We start from the raw sequence: 16,674 nt of genomic DNA, 5'->3' as shown, positions 1-16,674 counted from the left end.
ACAAGGGGGAACGGCAAATGGGACGCCGATGGGACACACCTGAAGCACGCCGCGCGCTTCTCTGTGAATTGGTCAGCTGGGACAGCCGGACGCTGACGGAAGGGGAGCGGCTGTTTGCTCAGCGGCTGGAGACGAAGCTGCGCGAAATGCCCCACTTCCAGCAGCATCCGGAACGGGTAGGACTTCATGATGCAGGCCTCGGCCGCCAGACAGTGACGGCACTCTACAAGCATCCGGATGCGACAGATACGATCGTGCTGATCAGCCATTTTGACACGGTCCAGACCGAGGAATACGGGGCTCTCCAGGCGCTCTCCACACTGCCTGAAGAACTGACCGCCAAGCTCCACGAGGTCAAAGACACGCTCCACGCAGAAGCGCGCGCCGACCTGGAGTCGGGTGAGTACCTGTTCGGCAGAGGCACGATGGACATGAAGGCGGGCCTCACTGCTCATCTTTCACTGCTCGAGCAGGCGATCGACGAAAGTTGGCCGGTCAACCTTCTTCTCCTGACCGTACCGGACGAGGAAGTGAACTCTGCGGGGATGCGGGTCGCGGTCGGAGTTCTGCTCGAAATTGCCGAGAAGGAAGGACTCACCTTCAGCCTGTTCCTGAACGGGGAGCCGTCCTTCACGCAGGAGCCGGGCGATACGAAGGAATATATCTATTCAGGCACGATCGGCAAGATCATGCCCGCCGCCCTGTTCTATGGAAAGGAAACCCACGTCGGCGAACCGCTTCAGGGCCTGACTGCAAACTACATCGCTTCCTATCTGACACAGCAGATGGAGTTCAGCGACCTGTTCGAAGAAAGCGAGTACGGCGAGAAGACACCGCTTCCGGTATCGCTGTACCAGCGGGACCTGAAGGACCAGTATTCCACGCAGACGCCCTATCGCGCGGCCGCGCTCTATAATGTGTTCCTGTTCAAGCGCACTGCAGCGGACGTCATGGAGACATTCGAGAAAGTCGCCGTGGAAGCGGCATCCGCATGCAACTCGGCCTACCGGGAACTGTGCCGGCGCCACGGCGTAAGCGGCGTCGGCGACGTGAAGGTCTACCGCTACGAGCAGATCTTGAGGCACGCGGAAGACAAGCTTGGCACGGAAACGGTCCGCAAGCTGAAGGAAAAGGCGATTGCCCTGGCAGGTTCCGACGAGCGGGCGCAGAGCTTTGCCGTCGCCGACCGCCTCATGATTGAATGCCAGGAGCTGTCCCCTGCAATCGTCCTTTTGTATGCGCCTCCCTATTACCCGGCAGTCAATTCCACGGAGGACCAGCTGATCCGGGACGCGATCACGCTCATGCAGGGCACCGCGCGAACGCTTGGCACCGAACTCGAGCAGGTTCACTATTTTAATGGGATCTGCGACCTGAGCTACGTGAACTATCGGGACGGAAGTGCAGGCTGGACCGCCTACGAACGCAACACCCCGGTCTGGGGGGACACGTACAGCATCCCGTTTGAAGACATGCGGAAACTGGACGCTCCCGTACTGAACGTCGGGCCGCTTGGCCGCGACGCGCATCAGAGGACCGAGCGGCTCCACATCGACAGCGCCTTCCGCCGGCTGCCGATCATGCTGGAGACGCTGATCCGCAAGCTGTTTATTGAACGCAGTGAACATGCCGCTGCCCAATATCATCATTCATCCTGAAAGGAAGATTTCCATGTCCCGATTCCAGAATGTCATCGTCAAAGCGCCCGCCAGAAGCTATGTGAACGGGCTGACCAGCTCCGACCTCGGAAAGCCGGACTATGAGAAGGTCGCCGAACAGCACAGGGCCTACGTCGAAGCGCTGAAAAGCTGTGGTGTCGAAGCAACCGAGCTTCCGGCCGATGAGCAGTATCCGGACTCCGTATTTGTAGAGGACCCGGCCGTCCTGACGCCGGAATTTGTCGTCATCGCCAACCCGGGCGCCGAATCCCGCAACGGGGAAAAAGAAGCGATCGAAGAGGCGCTGAAGAAGTTCTACGATAAGTTCTATTACATCGAAGCACCGGGCTATCTGGATGGCGGAGATGTTCTCCAGGCGGACGACCGGTTTTATATTGGTTTATCGGAGCGGACAAACGAAGAAGGCGCGCGTCAGCTCAAGGAAATCCTCGAGAAGGAAGGCTACATGGCGGACATCCTGCCGCTCAAGGAGTTCTTCCACCTTAAGACGGGAATTGCCTACCTCGGAAATAACAACATGGTCGTCGCCGGTGAATTCATCGACCATCCGGCTTTTGCAGACTACAACCGGATTGTCATCAATAAGGAAGACGAGTACTCCGCGAACTGTATCCGGGTGAACGATCACGTCATCATTCCGGCGGGTTATCCGGAGACCAAACGCAAGATCGAGGAAGCCGGCTATCAGACAATTGAACTCGACATGAGCGAGGTCCAAAAGCAGGACGGCGGGCTGAGCTGCCTGTCACTCAGGTTCTGAAAAGGAATCAAGAAAAGCCCGCACACCAAGGGGATGCGGGCTTCGCTTAACCAATCAAGAGACTGAAAATTGGTTCTATTGTCCATTTCTGTAAGCGTGTTCAGGAGAAAATAAAAACCAGGCGGCTGCAGGGCCGCCGGTCAGGGGGATAAAATGAACGATCCAAGCAATCTCATGCCGCCGCAGGAACTCAATCGTTCAATGAAGAGCCGGCATCTGCTCATGCTCAGCCTGGGCGGAGTCATCGGGACCGGACTGTTTCTCAACGCCGGCTACACGATCAACCAGGCGGGTCCGGGAGGGGCCATCCTCGGCTACCTCGTCGGCGGCCTGATTCTGTACATGGTCATGACGTGCCTCGGGGAACTCGCCACCTATATGCCGGTCACCGGTTCATTCCAGACGTACGCCACAAAATTCGTCAGCCCGTCTGCAGGCTTCTCGCTCGGGTGGATGTACTTCGTCGGCTCGGCTGCGACCGCGGGGGTTGAGTTCACGGCGGCGGGAATCCTCATGCAGCATTGGTTCCCGGACGTCCCTGTGTGGATCTGGTGCGCGGTCTTCATGGTGTTCCTGTTCAGCCTGAACGCGCTAACGACACGCGGCTTTGCCGAAGCTGAATTCTGGTTTGCCGGCATCAAGGTGCTCGCGGTGATTGCCTTTATCATCATCGGGGCGCTGGCTATCTTCGGCGCGGTTCCGCTCGCCGACCGGCCGTCACCCGGCATGGCGAACCTCGCGCCGGCCGGCCTGTTCCCTGCGGGGATCGCCATCGTCTTTGTCACGATGATGAACGTCATCTTCTCCTATCAGGGGTCGGAACTGGTGGGGGTCGCGGCAGGGGAGACGGAAAACCCGGAGAAAAACATCCCGCGCGCGATCCGTACGATCCTGGTCCGCATCATCCTGTTCTACATCGCATCGATTGTCATTTTGTCGGCCATCTTCCCGTCCTCCGAGCTCGGCCTCATGGAAAGCCCGTTCGTCACGCTCATGACGCTGGCCGGTGTGCCGTTTGCAGCGGACATCATGAACTTCATCATCCTGACGGCCATTTTGTCCGTCGGCAACTCGTGCCTCTACGCCTCGACCCGCCTGCTCTGGGCAATGTCCGGCGAAGGTATGGCGCCGAAGGTCTTCCGGAATCTGACGAAGCGGAAAGTGCCGCTGAATGCCCTGCTCTTCACGATGATTTTCTCGCTCCTTTCGCTTCTGACCAGCTTCATGGAAGCCGACGCCGTCTTTGTCCTGCTCATGTCCATCGCGGGGATTTCGGTGACCATCTCCTGGATGGGGATCGCCCTCAGCCAGTTCATGTTCCGAAGGAAGTACCTGAAAGCCGGCAACCGCCTGGAGGATCTGAAGTACCGGGCACCGCTTTACCCGATCCTGCCGCTGTTCTGCATCGCATTCTGCCTGCTGATCCTGGGCTTCCTCTTCGTCGACCCGACACAGCGCATCGGCCTCATCTACGGCGTCGGCTTCTTTATCGCCTGCATGGTGTTCTACAAGATGAAGGAACTGCGTGCGAAGAAAGTCGTGGCGGAAACACCTGCGGCAGAATAAGGACGCTGTGCCCGTGTGTTTCTTGACACTCACTCTCCACTTTTTTCAAAATCGGATTCTAATTGCCCCGTCCCACGGGGCAATTTTCAATACCTGTGTGCGAAAAATGGTCTCGCATTCCGCAGCGGAATACGAGACCATAATCAGGCCTTTTTCACAAATTCAGATTTTAGCTGCATGGCACCAAATCCATCGATCCTGCAATCAATATTGTGGTCACCATCAACGATGCGAATCCCTTTTACTTTCGTACCGATTTTGAGGACTGATGAACTGCCCTTCACTTTTAGATCTTTAATGACGGTCACCGTATCTCCATCTTTCAAAATATTGCCGTGGACGTCTTTTACAACGTTTTCCTCACTTTTTTCACCATCTTCATGTGTCCACTCATTTGCACATTCAGGACATACGAATACATTACGGTCCTCGTAAGTATACTCCGATTGGCATTTGGGGCAATTCGGCAAAACAGCCATGATCGTTTATCCTCCTTAAGATAAATGTCTGCAGCAACAACATTCTATATGATTATCCAGAAATGGCAAATTGGCCCCTGGCTGCGGAATGATGGCACAGTGTGTGCTAATCTTCAAACTCGGGGAGGTATTCTTCAAACCCGGCACGCTAATCTTCAAACTCAGGACACTAATCTTCAAACTCATTAAAAATTCTCGTATGAATGCCCCGCCAGCCGGGGCATTTTTCAATTTTGACATCAATAAACGCTCCAAAATTCAAAGATGCGAAGTTGTCTTCCGGCTTGTCCCTGACTATGGTATGGTTCGGGAAAAGAAAGGGGCGGGTCAGGTGGGGAGCGAATCGATGGCGGTTCTTAAAGGAAGGGCGCATGAGCGGCTACTCGTCCGAGTGGGTAGCCGTCACCGGTCCTACTTGGACATTAAGGGGAAAATGAATTCCATTCAGGCGGGAATTGCAGGGGAAGAAAAAGTACTGAACTACATACGCTGGCTGGAATCTCCGTGGCCCATACTCTGGGACGTCAACCTGGAAGTTACCCCGGGGCAATACGTCCAGATTGATGTCCTGATCCTCCTGCCCACAGGAGCGGTAATTTACGAAGCCAAGAACATGGCCGGAAGGCTCCGCTTTGAAGAACATCCTGCACGACTGGATAAAGTGGACGAACATGGGTACATTACCGACCGCTACGACTGCCCGATGCTTCAGCTGCAGGATGAAATCGCCAATCTGCAAGTCTGGTTTCATCTGCATGGTATCCCGATGAAGGCGGTGGGCGCCGTTGTCATGACAGGAAGCGCGGTCATTGAGAAACCTCCCGCCAATGGACGGATCTTCAGCCTCCGGGAGATTCGCGGACACTTGGCCGCAAGAGGGAAGGAGAGGGGGATGACCGTCCGGGAACTCCGCCAACTTGCCGACTACATCCGCCGCCATAACCGACCCTATATCGCGTTCCCGCTGATTGGGCGGTTCAGCATTCCTGCCGAAGAAGTTGAGTGGGGACCGCTCTGTGAATCATGCGCTGGCCGCCTCTTGCGAAAAAGCGAACGGGTCTGGTTGTGCCCGGCCTGCAACTGGAAAACCGCTGATCCTTTTACCCGCACATTGGAAGATTGGTTCACCCTAAGGAGCCGGACGATTGTGAACAGGCAGGTCCGGGAGCTGTTCGGCATGAAGAGCCCGGGAGCCGCCTCCCGCCTGCTGCGGTTCTATCCCCTGCTAAAAGATGGCGAAGGACGGTCGACTTGTTATGCCTGGGACTACACCACGACACTAACACGCCAGCCGAAATAATCAGTAAAGGGGTTCGCCGCGGCGAACCCCTTGCTAGTTCGAGTGAGTTTGAAATAAAGCATGCTGAGTTTGAAGATTAAGCGTCTGAGCTTGTAGATTATGGCTCGGAGTTTGAAGAAAACCCCGCTCCCTCAAATCTCGATGACTTCTCCAGCTTCCGCCAGCCTCGCACTCCCACCGAACGCCTCCTGCGCGGCCGACAAGATCAGCTGTACGTCGCCTTCCTGCGGCAGGTGCGTCAGAAGCAGCCGCTTCGCACCAGCGAGCCGCGCGAGCTCACCGGCTTCGCTTCCCGCCATATGCCCCGGCGACTTGCCCTTGTATTCCTCATAAAGATTCGCCTCGCTCACCAGGAGGTCCGCACCCTTCGCAAATTCCGCGAGCGGCTCGTGGAACTCCGTGTCCGCGGTGAATACGACCGCTTTGCCGTCCGCCTCGAAGCGCGCCGCCAGGCAGTACACCGGATGCACCGTCTCCGCGAACGTCACCGTAAATGGCCCGATCTCGTACGTCTCACCCGGCGCCACCGCATGCCCCTCGGCGACCTCCTTATACGTCAGCTTCCCGAAGCCTTCCGTATCCCGGTCATGCGCGTAAAACGTCAGCTTCCGGAGCGGACGCCCCGTGTAGTACGCAATCAGATGATGATACTGCAGGCTCCCCACATCCGCCACATGATCCGCGTGATAATGGCTGATCACGACCGCATCGATCTCATCGAGCGTGATGTAGCGCTGCACCTGCGCCAGCACTCCGCTCCCGCAGTCATACAGTACCCGGAACCCCTCATGCTCGATCAGGAACGACGATGTCGCCGACTCCGCCTTCGGATAACCGCCCCAGATCCCAACTGGAATCACCTTCATCCAAATCCCTCCTCTGAAAACTCGTTACCCACAGTGTACCACCCGAGCGCGCAGTGAACCCTTTTGGGGAAGAAAAGCCGTGCGCCGCACGCCCTCTGCGGCCTGCAGGCTTTGAGCCCTTCCGCCCTTGACGCCGAAAACCTTCCCAATCATAGTTATAGGTAGAAAGAGAAGGAGGCAGACGTCATGGCAGAACGGATCCTGATTGTGGAAGACGAGGAGAACATCGCGCGGGTGCTGCAGCTTGAGCTGGAGTTTGAGGGCTACGAGGCAGGAGTAGCGCACGCGGGGGATGAGGGGCTGATCAAGTTCCGCGAGGGCGGATGGGATCTCGTGCTGCTCGATCTGATGCTTCCGGGGCTGTCCGGGCTTGATGTGCTGCGCCGCATCCGGGCGAGCGATACGGCGGTTCCGGTCATTTTGCTGACGGCGAAGAATGATGTGGAGGATAAGGTAGCGGGTCTTGACCTCGGGGCGAATGACTACGTGACAAAACCGTTTGAGATCGAGGAGCTTCTTGCGCGCATCCGGGCAACGCTGCGTGTGGCGAAGGCGCTCACCGGAGCAAAAGTGGAAGAGACACCGGAGCACATCCACTCGTTTGCCGGGCTCACGATCAATGAAGAAACACGTGATGTAACCCGTGACGGGCGTTCCATCGACCTGACCCCCCGGGAATACGACCTGCTTCTGTATTTCCTGAAGCACCCGAACCGCGTGTTCGAGCGCGAACAGCTGCTGGATGCGGTTTGGGGATTTGATTACTACGGCGATACGAACGTCGTGGATGTGTACGTCCGTTACGTGCGCAAGAAGATCGGTGACGGGCTTATCCACACGGTCCGGGGCGTAGGCTACGTGCTGAAGGAAGCACCGAAATGAAGCTGAGGACGAGGATCCATGTGTTCACGACGCTCCTCATGTTCCTGATCCTCGCCGGGCTCAGCACCGGCATCTACTTCCTGTTCGAGAAAATGACATACGAACGGCAGGCGGACCAGCTGATGGGGAGGGGCGAGGAGCTGACCGTGGAGCTGCAGAAAACTGCTGCCGAAGACAGGGACATGGTCATCCGGGCCTATATGCCGCCGGACGGTGCGCTGCTGATCGTAGGTGCAGACGGAAGGAAGATCACCGATGTAGAAAGCGACAGTCGGCTGCGGGGTTTCCCGGCTGAACCGGACGGCAGTGGCCCGTATACGATCACCGATGTAAAAGGCGTGCCTGCCGTGACGGTGGCCATGCCGTTTATCAGTACAGGCGGTGAAGTGGCCGAGCTCCGCATCACGCAGCTTGCGGACGACATCGCGAACGAACTCGCCACGCTCCGGCTGATCCTGATCGGTCTCACTGCTGCGGCGATGATCCCGGTTATCGCCTCGAGTGTCGCGCTCGGCCAAATTGTCACCCGGCCGATCAATGTCCTCACCGGCACGATGCGCGAGAACCGGGAAAAAGGGGCCTACGAGAAGATCGACGAAGGCCGCGGCCGGGACGAGCTGCATGAGATGGCGCTGGCCTACAATGACATGATGGACCAGCTGGGCCGGAACTACGAGAAGCAGGAGCGTTTCGTATCCGACGCCTCCCACGAACTGAAAACGCCGATCACCGTCATCGAAAGCTATGCGCGCCTGCTGAAGCGCCGCGGTTTCGGCGACCGGAACGTCGCGGATGAGGCGGTCGAAGCGATCTTATCGCAGTCCATCCGCATGAAAGACCTGACGGCACAGCTCCTGGACCTGGCGCGATCCGATCAGGCGGCTGCCTATACCTTTAAACAGGCGGACATCCGGGACATCGCCGAAGAAACGGTCCGTCCGATGCGACAGGCGTACGGCCGGGAATTTTCAATCGAAGGCCCGGAAAAACTCCTGGCCGAAACCGATCCGGACAAGCTCCGCCAGCTGCTCTTCATCCTCTTGGACAACGCACGGAAATACAGTGATGGAGCGGTGCGGCTCACTCTGGAAGAAAAAGAAGGCCTTGTCGAACTGGCCGTCGCCGACCACGGCCCGGGCATCCCGGAAGCGGATCTTCCGCACCTGTTCGACCGCTTTTACCGCGTCAACAGCGACCGGAACCGCAAAACCGGCGGCACCGGCCTTGGGTTGTCCCTCGCCAAGGAAATCGCAGACGGGCTCGGTGCGGAGATCAGTGTGGAAAGCGTCGTCGGCGTCGGCACCGTATTCAGAATCAGCTTTCCGACAAACCGGCAATCATAACGACTAAAAGGAGAGATGAGCATGATCAAAGCGATGTACCCGTACCTCGTCACAAACGGCAACGGACAGGAAGCGGTCCGCTTCTATGAAAAGGCGCTAAAGGCTGAGGTGCTTGAGATGAAGACGTTCGGCGACATGCCGTCGCGTCCGGGCGAAGAAATGCCGGAAGAAATGAAGGGCCGGGTGCTGAACGCCCACCTGAAAGTCGGGAACACCGACTTCATGATTTCCGATACAAATCCGGGTCAGCCCCATACGGTCGGCGACCATCTCTCGATTGCCCTATCCCTGACGGATCCGGACATCACCCGAGAAGTTTTCGGCCTACTTTCGGAAGGCGGCGAGGTGGTCATGGATGTCCAGGAAACGTTCTGGAGCCCTGCCTACGGCCAGGTCAAGGACCGATTCGGCATCCTCTGGCAGATCAACACCGTGACGGAATAAAAACCTTCAGGCCTCTCACCGTTTTTTAATGTTCGCTATGTATAATGGGAGAAAAGGAGGGGGTCGTTCAGCATGGATAACCGAAAATGGCTTTGGCTCGCGGCTATCGGAGCATCTGCTCTGATCGTGGTCGTCGTGGCCGTCATGGCGCTCCGCGGCGGCGGGGAAGTCATGGCAGCGGCTGACGCCGAAGCGAAGCTGAAGCAGATGTATGGCGGCGAAGTCCGGGAGATCGTGCAGGACGGCGAAGTGTACCGTGCCACGCTCGAGCGCAATGACGGCGTGTTCGAAGCGGTCGTCGACAGCGACGGCGGTGCGATCATTTCGATGGAAAAGACGGAAAGCGTCGACCCGATCCCCGAAGCGGACATGAAAGCGAAAATCGCGGAGCAGTACGGCTCGGAGCCGACAGCCATCGCGCTTAAGGACAACGTCTACAGCGCAACCGTGGAAGACGAATCCCGCACGACCGAAGCCGAGTACGACGCGGTCACCGGGGAACAGATCAACGAATCGGTGACGGACAAAAAGCCGGCCAAGGAAGAACCTGCAAAGGAAGAAACGCCGCCGGCACAAGAAGCACCGAAACCGTCCGTCCGGCTCACCCCGGGTGAGGCCGCGGCCATTGCGGTCAAAGAGATTCCGGGTGAACTGGATGACGACATCGAATTCGAGGAAACCCAGGACGGCGGTTACTACATGGTCCAGGTCGAGACCGGGGATGACCGGGAAGCCGATATCCAGGTCCACGCCATCACCGGGGAAATCCTGACCGTGGCGTGGGATGACTAAAATAAACGAACCATCAGGGCCGGGGCGATCCCCGGCCCTTCTTAAATAAAAGGGGGAAGCGAACATGAATGTGGAACTGACACGATTCCGGGTGAAGCCCGGCATGTCCGAAAAGGTGGATGAATGGCTGGCGTTTCTGAACGGACATATGGAGGATGTGCTTGTCACGCTCGAGGGAGAGAACATGCATGTGGAGACCATTTTCCGAGAGGTGCTGGACGGGGAGGAGTACTTGTACTGGTATTCCATCCAGGGCGGGGGCGGCCAGGCGGTCGAGGAGTCGGACCACTGGATCGACAAAAAGCACCTGGAGTATTGGGACGCGTGCATCGACCCGGATTTCCGCCCGGTCGACCTGAAGACGGAAGTGGTGATGATTCCCGAAAAAGTCCGCCGTGCCATGGATTGACCGATTCTCATCGTTTTCTAATCGTTCTTTCAATGTTATCTCATTCCCTGCAGGTACTCTGTAGGTAACGAAGCCAAGGAGGAGAGCGGGTTGAAGAAACGATGGATGATTGCGCCGGTCACATCAGGGATTTTGGCCATTGGGGGACTGGCAGCCGTGGCATACGGAGAACCGGGGAAACTCATCCCGGTGGATCCGGATACGTTGGAGCCGGTCGAAGCGGCGGAACAACAGGCTGCTTCCGATCAAACCAGTGCAGAGAACGACCGGGAATACGCTCCGGTTATTTCTGAGGAAGCACCTGCACAGAATCCGGCTGCTGCTGAGCCGGTCACTTCCCCGGAAACCGGCACCAAACCAGTCGTCCATGCCATGTCAGAACGGCCAACCGAATTCCGAGCCCTGATTTCCCGCGACGAAGCGGTCCGAATTGCCATCAGCCAAACGGACCAATCGGCTCGGGTCGCCGAAGTCGAACTGGACGAAGACGACGGCCGCCCCATCTACGAGATTGAGCTCGAGGGCGGTTCTGATGAATACGAGCTGGAAATCGACGCTTCAACGGGAAACATCCTGGACTTCGAAAACGACGACTAACATTCTCATCAATCTCTAATCTTACACTCACCGTCGCTTAATCCGGCGAGGATATGATAAAGACAACAAGAAAACGAGGAGGAAAACAACATGAAAAAACGTTGGTTTATTGCACCGGTCGCAGCAGGGGTTCTGGCATTTGGAGGCATGGCCGCATTCGCGGAAGACACAGGAAAGCTCGCGCCCATCGAAACGGCGGAAGCAAAAGTGAAGCAGGTGACATCCGGCTGGATCTCGGCGGATGAAGCTACAACGATCGCACTTGAAGCAGCCGGTGGCGGGGAAGTCCGCGAGATGGAGCTGGACCGCGATGACCGCAAATATGAATTTGAGATCCGCGGCGAGTCCGGCGAAGTGGAAGTGAAAGTCGATGCAAAATCCGGTGAAGTGCTGAAGACAGAGCATGACGACGAGGACGATGACCGTGATGACCGCGACGACCGCGACGACCGCCAGGCGGCACCGGACAACCTGATTTCGGAAGATGAAGCGATCCAGATCGCCAAAGGCAAGGCCGGCGCTGCAGCCGAAGTCATTGAAGCCGAACTCAACGAAGATGATGGCCGATGGCACTATGAACTGGAACTGCGGGACGACCGCTACGAGTATGAAGTGGACATTGACGCACAAAACGGCAACGTCATCGACTTTGAAAAAGACGAAGACTGATCAAACACGAAAGACCGCTGTCCGGATGGGACAGCGGTCTTATTTGCATAAAAAAGGATCCGCCAGACAACCGGACGGATCAAAGACCTGCATTCTCTAAAAGGGGGAAATAGAGAAGTGGGGCTGGTCATAGGTTACCCCGTCCATCGGATTTTAATCATAAAGAAACGAATTTTCTTTATTTTTCCCGTCCCCACCCGGGTGAGAAGGGTCTCCGCACTTCTTTCCACAAAAAATGCCCGCCGACATTGCCGGCGGGCCAGGACCTGCATTCTCTAAAAGGGGGAAATAGAGAAGTGGGGTTGGTAATAGGCTACCCGTTTAATAGGAAAAGTAATCGTGAGATTATCCTTTTTGGGCAAGTTTATGGTCAACCGACAGAACCGAACGGTCGGCGAGCACAAAATACAGGGAAGCGGCGAGCAGGATCAGATCCAGTTCGTAGCCCGCCATCTGGCCATTTCCAAGGAAGCCGAGCGAAAGCTTAGCAGTAAAGATGGCACCGATCATAATGATGGCGAAAAGGATCCCGACAATTTTCGTTCCGATGCCGAGAATCATGGCCAAGCCGCCCAGAAGCTCAATAGCGGCAACGGCATATGCCATGAATCCCGGGATGCCGAGGCTGTCAAAGTACCCTGCGGTATTGGCAATGCCTCCCTGGAACTTAACCAGTCCGTGAATAAAGAAAGTGAAACCGAGGACGACCCTGAGAATGACTTTCGCGATATCGTTCTTGTTCATATCTAAACAACTCTCCTTTTGTTTTTAAGTTACTAAATATAACTATGTATCGAAGTATAACTTCTGGATCCGTCCCTGGCAACCCCCTAAAAAGAAAAAAGAAAAGTGGAACAGTTTTTGCTCTTACAGAAACGCAAAAAAATGCCCGCCGACATCGCCGGCGGGCCAGGACCTGCATTCTCTAAAAGGGGGAAATAGAGAAGTGGGGTTGCTCATATGGTACCCGCCTCTCAGAGAGTTATTCATGTTTTCCCGAAAAAATTTGGGGATTTCCGGTAAACTGGTTGAAAAGGGGGTCTGCGTGATGGAGTTTACGGTGTTTTTGGTGGAGGACGACGAAGCGATTTTCCGGTCATTGTCCGAAAAGCTCGGGCAATGGGGACTGACGGTAACAGGCCCTGACGATTTCCACGGGGTGATGGATTCATTCCGGGCTGCCGGCCCGCACCTGGTGATCCTCGACATCGGGCTGCCGGCATTTGACGGGTACCACTGGTGCCGCGAAATACGCGCGGAGTCGAACGTACCGATCGTCTTTTTGTCGTCGCGGGACCACCCGATGGACCAGGTGATGGCGATGTCGATGGGAGCGGACGATTTTATCCAGAAGCCGTTTAATTCGGACGTCCTTCTGGCCAAGCTCCAGGCGATCCTCCGGCGTACATACGCCTACACCGATGAGAAACCGGACATTGTGGAATGGAACGGAGCGGTGCTGGACCTGAAGCGGGGCATCATCCGATCCGGTGGGGTTGACGTCGAACTGACTAAGAACGAATTCTTCATCCTCGCCGTCCTCGTCGAGTCGCGCAACGAAATCGTGACTCGCGATGAACTGATCCGGAAGCTCTGGGACGACGAGCGGTTCGTGAACGACAATACCCTGACTGTGAACATCAACCGACTGCGGAATAAGCTCGAGGAAATCGGGCTTGGGGACAAAATTGTAACGAAGAAGGGCATGGGGTATTTGGCGGTGGAGGAGTAAATTGGGGATTTCGGAGCGATCGGGCGGGTGCATGGCTCCGGTTTCGTCATTCGGTGTCCCAATTTCGTCATTCACGGCTTTGGTTTCATCATTCGGTGCTTCGATTTCGTCATTCGAGATTGGATCGACGAATGACGAAATCACCGCAGTGGGTTGCCGTGATTAACAAACATTGAAAGGAGGCAGCCGATCATGTTCATCCCCTACCTGAAATCCCGTCTCCCCTGGATCCTGTTTTTCCTCGTCGCACTCCTGCTCGCTGACCTGATCATCATCCTCGATGAGGGAATCGAGATTGAAGCGGCGTCCGTCGTGTATATGAACTTTCTTCTGGTCGCTTTATTGGCTCTGTTCATCCTCTGGCGGTGGCGGCAGGAGACGGCATTTCTCAGGGAAGCCGCACGCCTGACCGATGAATCACTGCGGGAGTGGGAGGAGCTGTTGCCGGAGCGTGCGTCCGGCCTTGACCGGACAACGGCGGAACTGCTCACCGCGGCTTCCCGGGCCCACCGGGAGGAGCTGGAAAAGGTCGCTGATGCGCAGTATCTCGAGGCGGATTACCTGGCGGCGTGGGTTCATGAGGCGAAGGCGCCGCTGACGGCGATGAAGCTGATCCTGGACGAGCACCGGGCGGATCCGGCCATGCGTCGGCTTGCGACAGAGTGGCTCCGTCTCCATCTCCTGATCGACCGGCAGCTGTATATCTCGCGCATGCCGACGCTTGCGGCCGATTTCCTGCCGGAGACGTCGACCGTGCGCTCACTCACCTCGTCCGAAATCCGGGAACTGGCCGCCTGGTGCATGGAAAAGGATGTTGCCGTCGAGCTGGAAGGGGAAGATCTTCCCGTCCGGACCGACGTGAAATGGGCCCGCTTCATCATCCGCCAGATTCTGACGAATGCGGTGAAATACAGCCCGGCCGGCGGCACGATTCTCATCACGGCCGACCGTACTCCCGATGGGAACGTCCGGCTGCGGATCGCAGACGAGGGGCCTGGCATCCCGGCGCATGACCTCCCGCGTATTTTCGAGAAGGGCTTCACAGGAGGCACCGGCCGCATCCAAAACGCCGCGACGGGGCTCGGCCTGTATCTGGCCGACCAAGTTGCCGGGAGGCTTGGCATCCGGCTGTCCGCGTTTTCCGAAGACGAACGAGGAACCGCCCTGACACTCATGTTTCAGAAAGAAAATGAATTTGACCGAATCATGGGCGGCAAAGAAAAAAGAGGAATCTCGGCGGATTCCTCACGCTTCCTCTAAAATGGCCGGTCTGACAGAGTCCATGATAATTCCCGATGTGATTTCGGCGAGCCGGAGGACTGTATCAAGCCGAGTGTTATTTAATGAATCGGCGGGAAAGTGCGGGTCAAGATGGTTAACGACGGCTTTGAAGTGACAGGCACCCACACCGGGCAACGGATTCTGGATGGCATATCCGGGAATAAGCGGGCCTTCATTGAAAATGATGGACCCGATCTGATGGGCGTCTCCCAGGCAGGCATCGATGCTGACGATCAGCGGATCCGTATATTGGCCATCGATCTCCCCAAGCACCTTTTTCAGGTTCAGCGCATGGACGGGCTCCTCGATGGTTCCAAAGACAGGAAGAGGAAACTGCTGTTCCTTGAGCATCTTTCCGACAAAGGGGCCATACGAATCGCCGGTTGAGCGATCCGACCCGATACATAAAAAGACCGTGTCACCACCATGTGACCGTTGCAGACGGACAAGCTCAGAGGCCATATCTCGCAGCACATCCGTTTCCGGCGACCGTGAGGCATAGCGGTACGAAAACCTGCTTTCGGCAGTCTGGATCGTTTTTCTTCTTTGGATAAAAGGAAACATGGCACAGCCTCCTTCTGATCTGAGAAAACGGGAATGAATTGCACGGACACACAGAAATCGTCTATATCCGATTAGTTCGATAGCAACGAAACGGAACCCTTTTTTCGTAACAGCCCCCCGCGCCTCCTCTTAACGGCTTCTGTAAACGTGCTAAGATAGAGCAAGAGACTTTAAGTAATGAGGCAGAGGTGCACCAAGATGAAGACACCTGAGAATAAGAATAAATGGAACCAGCTCCTTGAAGCGTTGCTGTGCGGGCTGGCTGGCGGGTCCATTTTTTCATGGATCGGCCTGCCGCTCGCCTGGATGCTCGGCCCGCTGACGGCAGTGATCCTATGGAATCTGCTGACCAAACGAACGTTATACTGGCCGAAATCCTTTAAAAACGGGGGCCAGATGCTGCTCGGCTACAGCATGGGCCTGTCGTTCACCGCTGAAAGCGCAGCGCAGATTGCCGGCCAGCTGCCGTCCATGACGGTGAGCACCGTGCTCATGGTCATCTTCGGCCTGGGAATTGCTTATCTTGCATCCAAGGTGACCGGCATTAATGCGCCGAGCGCGGTTATGGGAACGACGCCCGGCGGACTGTCCCAGATGACCATGCTGAGTGAAGAAATCAGGGGAGCCGACCCGACAATCGTGACCTTCATGCAGACAATCCGCATGCTCGCCGTCACGTTCATGGTGCCGATGCTGACGACGTATGCGTTTGCGGGCGGAGCGGGCAGCGGGCTTTCTGCAACCGCGGTGGAGGCAGAGCAGGCTGTATCCGGAGGTGGCCTGATGCACTTAGGGATGACGGTGGTTGCTGTTTTGGCCGGAACGGCACTTGCCCTGCGCCTGAGGTTCCCGACACCCTGGATTCTCGGTCCGCTGATCACGGCAGCAATCCTGACGGTAAGCGGATTTGCCGCGCCGCATCTCCCTCCTATCCTGATGATTGCCGCGCAGCTCTTGATGGGGGTCTACCTCGGCCTCAGCATCCGGCTGGACATGCTAAAGGACTGGAAAAAGCTGCTGCCGTTTTCCCTTGTTTCAGGGGTGCTCATGGTCGGATTTGCCCTGCTGCTCGCCTATGTTCTGCATCTCATCCATCCGATGTCGATGGCGACCGCATTCCTGTGCATCGCGCCGGGCGGCCTTCCCGAGATGGGGGTGACCGCCCACGAAATCCGGGCGGATGTGTCCATGGTTGCGGCCTACCAGCTGTTCCGCGTGTTCTTCATCCTGTTCCTGGTCCCGCTGTTCCTCAGATTCGCTTTCGGCAGGCGGGACACCGCGGGAAAAACAGCGGAGTCCGTATGATCTTTG

18 protein-coding genes are annotated in these 16,674 nt (G+C 56.7%); 14 read left to right on the top strand and 4 right to left on the bottom strand.

The window, feature by feature from the left end; all coding sequences use genetic code 11:
- The first annotated feature begins 17 nt into the window (after window positions 1–17).
- The 3 genes from C772_RS08805 to C772_RS08795 all read left to right on the top strand — a co-directional run bounded on the left by C772_RS08805 (window position 18) and on the right by C772_RS08795 (window position 4,005).
- A complete protein-coding gene (locus tag C772_RS08805) occupies window positions 18–1,658 on the top strand; it encodes a M20/M25/M40 family metallo-hydrolase (RefSeq protein WP_008299244.1) in 1,641 nt (546 codons plus the stop codon).
- Between the two features lie 13 nt (window positions 1,659–1,671).
- Window positions 1,672–2,439, top strand: a complete 768-nt coding sequence (locus tag C772_RS08800; protein ID WP_008299242.1) for a dimethylarginine dimethylaminohydrolase family protein — start codon at window positions 1,672–1,674, stop codon at window positions 2,437–2,439.
- Between the two features lie 153 nt (window positions 2,440–2,592).
- Window positions 2,593–4,005 (top strand): amino acid permease, encoded by a 1,413-nt coding sequence (locus tag C772_RS08795; protein ID WP_008299239.1) that lies wholly within the window; start codon window positions 2,593–2,595, stop codon window positions 4,003–4,005.
- 143 nt (window positions 4,006–4,148) lie between these two features.
- Here C772_RS08795 and C772_RS08790 read toward each other — a convergent pair whose 3' ends face one another.
- On the bottom strand, window positions 4,149–4,484 hold the full coding sequence (locus tag C772_RS08790) for a zinc ribbon domain-containing protein YjdM (RefSeq protein WP_008299237.1): 336 nt from the start codon (window positions 4,482–4,484) through the stop codon (window positions 4,149–4,151).
- A gap of 433 nt (window positions 4,485–4,917) precedes the next feature.
- Here C772_RS08790 and C772_RS08785 point away from each other — a divergent pair, with 433 nt between their 5' ends.
- On the top strand, window positions 4,918–5,784 hold the full coding sequence (locus C772_RS08785) for a nuclease-related domain-containing protein (RefSeq protein ID WP_160162843.1): 867 nt from the start codon (window positions 4,918–4,920) through the stop codon (window positions 5,782–5,784).
- Window positions 5,785–5,915: 131 nt separating this feature from the next.
- Here the strand turns inward: C772_RS08785 and C772_RS08780 are convergent, their stop codons facing one another.
- On the bottom strand, window positions 5,916–6,650 hold the full coding sequence (locus C772_RS08780; protein ID WP_008299234.1) for an MBL fold metallo-hydrolase: 735 nt from the start codon (window positions 6,648–6,650) through the stop codon (window positions 5,916–5,918).
- A 186-nt stretch (window positions 6,651–6,836) separates the two neighbouring features.
- On the opposite strand from C772_RS08780, the gene C772_RS08775 reads away from it, so the two are divergent.
- The 7 genes from C772_RS08775 to C772_RS08745 all read left to right on the top strand — a co-directional run bounded on the left by C772_RS08775 (window position 6,837) and on the right by C772_RS08745 (window position 11,786).
- Window positions 6,837–7,532 (top strand): response regulator transcription factor, encoded by a 696-nt coding sequence (locus tag C772_RS08775; protein WP_008299232.1) that lies wholly within the window; start codon window positions 6,837–6,839, stop codon window positions 7,530–7,532.
- Window positions 7,529–8,875 (top strand): sensor histidine kinase, encoded by a 1,347-nt coding sequence (locus tag C772_RS08770; RefSeq protein WP_008299230.1) that lies wholly within the window; start codon window positions 7,529–7,531, stop codon window positions 8,873–8,875. Before C772_RS08775 ends, C772_RS08770 begins: the two co-directional genes overlap by 4 nt.
- 21 nt (window positions 8,876–8,896) lie before the next feature.
- Entirely contained in the window at window positions 8,897–9,319 is a 423-nt protein-coding gene (locus C772_RS08765; protein ID WP_008299228.1) for a VOC family protein, read from the top strand.
- A gap of 72 nt (window positions 9,320–9,391) precedes the next feature.
- Window positions 9,392–10,111, top strand: coding sequence for a PepSY domain-containing protein (locus C772_RS16120; protein WP_008299226.1), 720 nt, complete (start codon window positions 9,392–9,394; stop codon window positions 10,109–10,111).
- A 64-nt stretch (window positions 10,112–10,175) separates the two neighbouring features.
- Window positions 10,176–10,520, top strand: a complete 345-nt coding sequence (locus tag C772_RS08755) for a DUF6176 family protein (RefSeq protein ID WP_008299224.1) — start codon at window positions 10,176–10,178, stop codon at window positions 10,518–10,520.
- Window positions 10,521–10,610: 90 nt separating this feature from the next.
- Window positions 10,611–11,117, top strand: coding sequence for a PepSY domain-containing protein (locus C772_RS16115; protein ID WP_008299221.1), 507 nt, complete (start codon window positions 10,611–10,613; stop codon window positions 11,115–11,117).
- A gap of 90 nt (window positions 11,118–11,207) precedes the next feature.
- Window positions 11,208–11,786 carry a PepSY domain-containing protein gene (locus tag C772_RS08745; RefSeq protein ID WP_008299218.1) on the top strand — a complete coding sequence of 193 codons (579 nt, stop codon included), beginning with the start codon at window positions 11,208–11,210 and terminating at the stop codon, window positions 11,784–11,786.
- Between the two features lie 345 nt (window positions 11,787–12,131).
- On the opposite strand, the gene C772_RS08740 is transcribed toward C772_RS08745, so the two are convergent.
- Entirely contained in the window at window positions 12,132–12,530 is a 399-nt protein-coding gene (locus C772_RS08740; protein ID WP_008299216.1) for a DoxX family protein, read from the bottom strand.
- Between the two features lie 304 nt (window positions 12,531–12,834).
- Here C772_RS08740 and C772_RS08735 point away from each other — a divergent pair, with 304 nt between their 5' ends.
- Together C772_RS08735 and C772_RS08730 are read left to right on the top strand one after the other, a co-directional pair.
- Window positions 12,835–13,518 (top strand): response regulator transcription factor, encoded by a 684-nt coding sequence (locus C772_RS08735; protein ID WP_008299215.1) that lies wholly within the window; start codon window positions 12,835–12,837, stop codon window positions 13,516–13,518.
- A 192-nt stretch (window positions 13,519–13,710) separates the two neighbouring features.
- The gene (locus C772_RS08730) at window positions 13,711–14,778 is read left to right on the top strand and encodes a sensor histidine kinase (protein WP_008299213.1); all 1,068 of its coding nucleotides are present in this window, start codon (window positions 13,711–13,713) and stop codon (window positions 14,776–14,778) included.
- Here the strand turns inward: C772_RS08730 and yyaC are convergent.
- Window positions 14,764–15,363 (bottom strand): spore protease YyaC, encoded by a 600-nt coding sequence (yyaC, locus tag C772_RS08725; RefSeq protein ID WP_008299210.1) that lies wholly within the window; start codon window positions 15,361–15,363, stop codon window positions 14,764–14,766. The genes C772_RS08730 and yyaC overlap by 15 nt on opposite strands.
- 198 nt (window positions 15,364–15,561) lie before the next feature.
- Here yyaC and C772_RS08720 point away from each other — a divergent pair, with 198 nt between their 5' ends.
- Window positions 15,562–16,668, top strand: a complete 1,107-nt coding sequence (locus C772_RS08720) for an AbrB family transcriptional regulator (protein WP_008299209.1) — start codon at window positions 15,562–15,564, stop codon at window positions 16,666–16,668.
- Window positions 16,669–16,674 lie beyond the last annotated feature (6 nt).

Origin of the sequence: Bhargavaea cecembensis DSE10, assembly GCF_000348905.1 — a bacterium.
In the GTDB taxonomy this organism is placed as follows: Bacteria; Bacillota; Bacilli; order Bacillales_A; family Planococcaceae; genus Bhargavaea; species Bhargavaea cecembensis.
The sequence above is the reverse complement of the archived record's forward strand: the minus strand, read 5'-3'. Positions and strand labels throughout refer to the sequence as shown.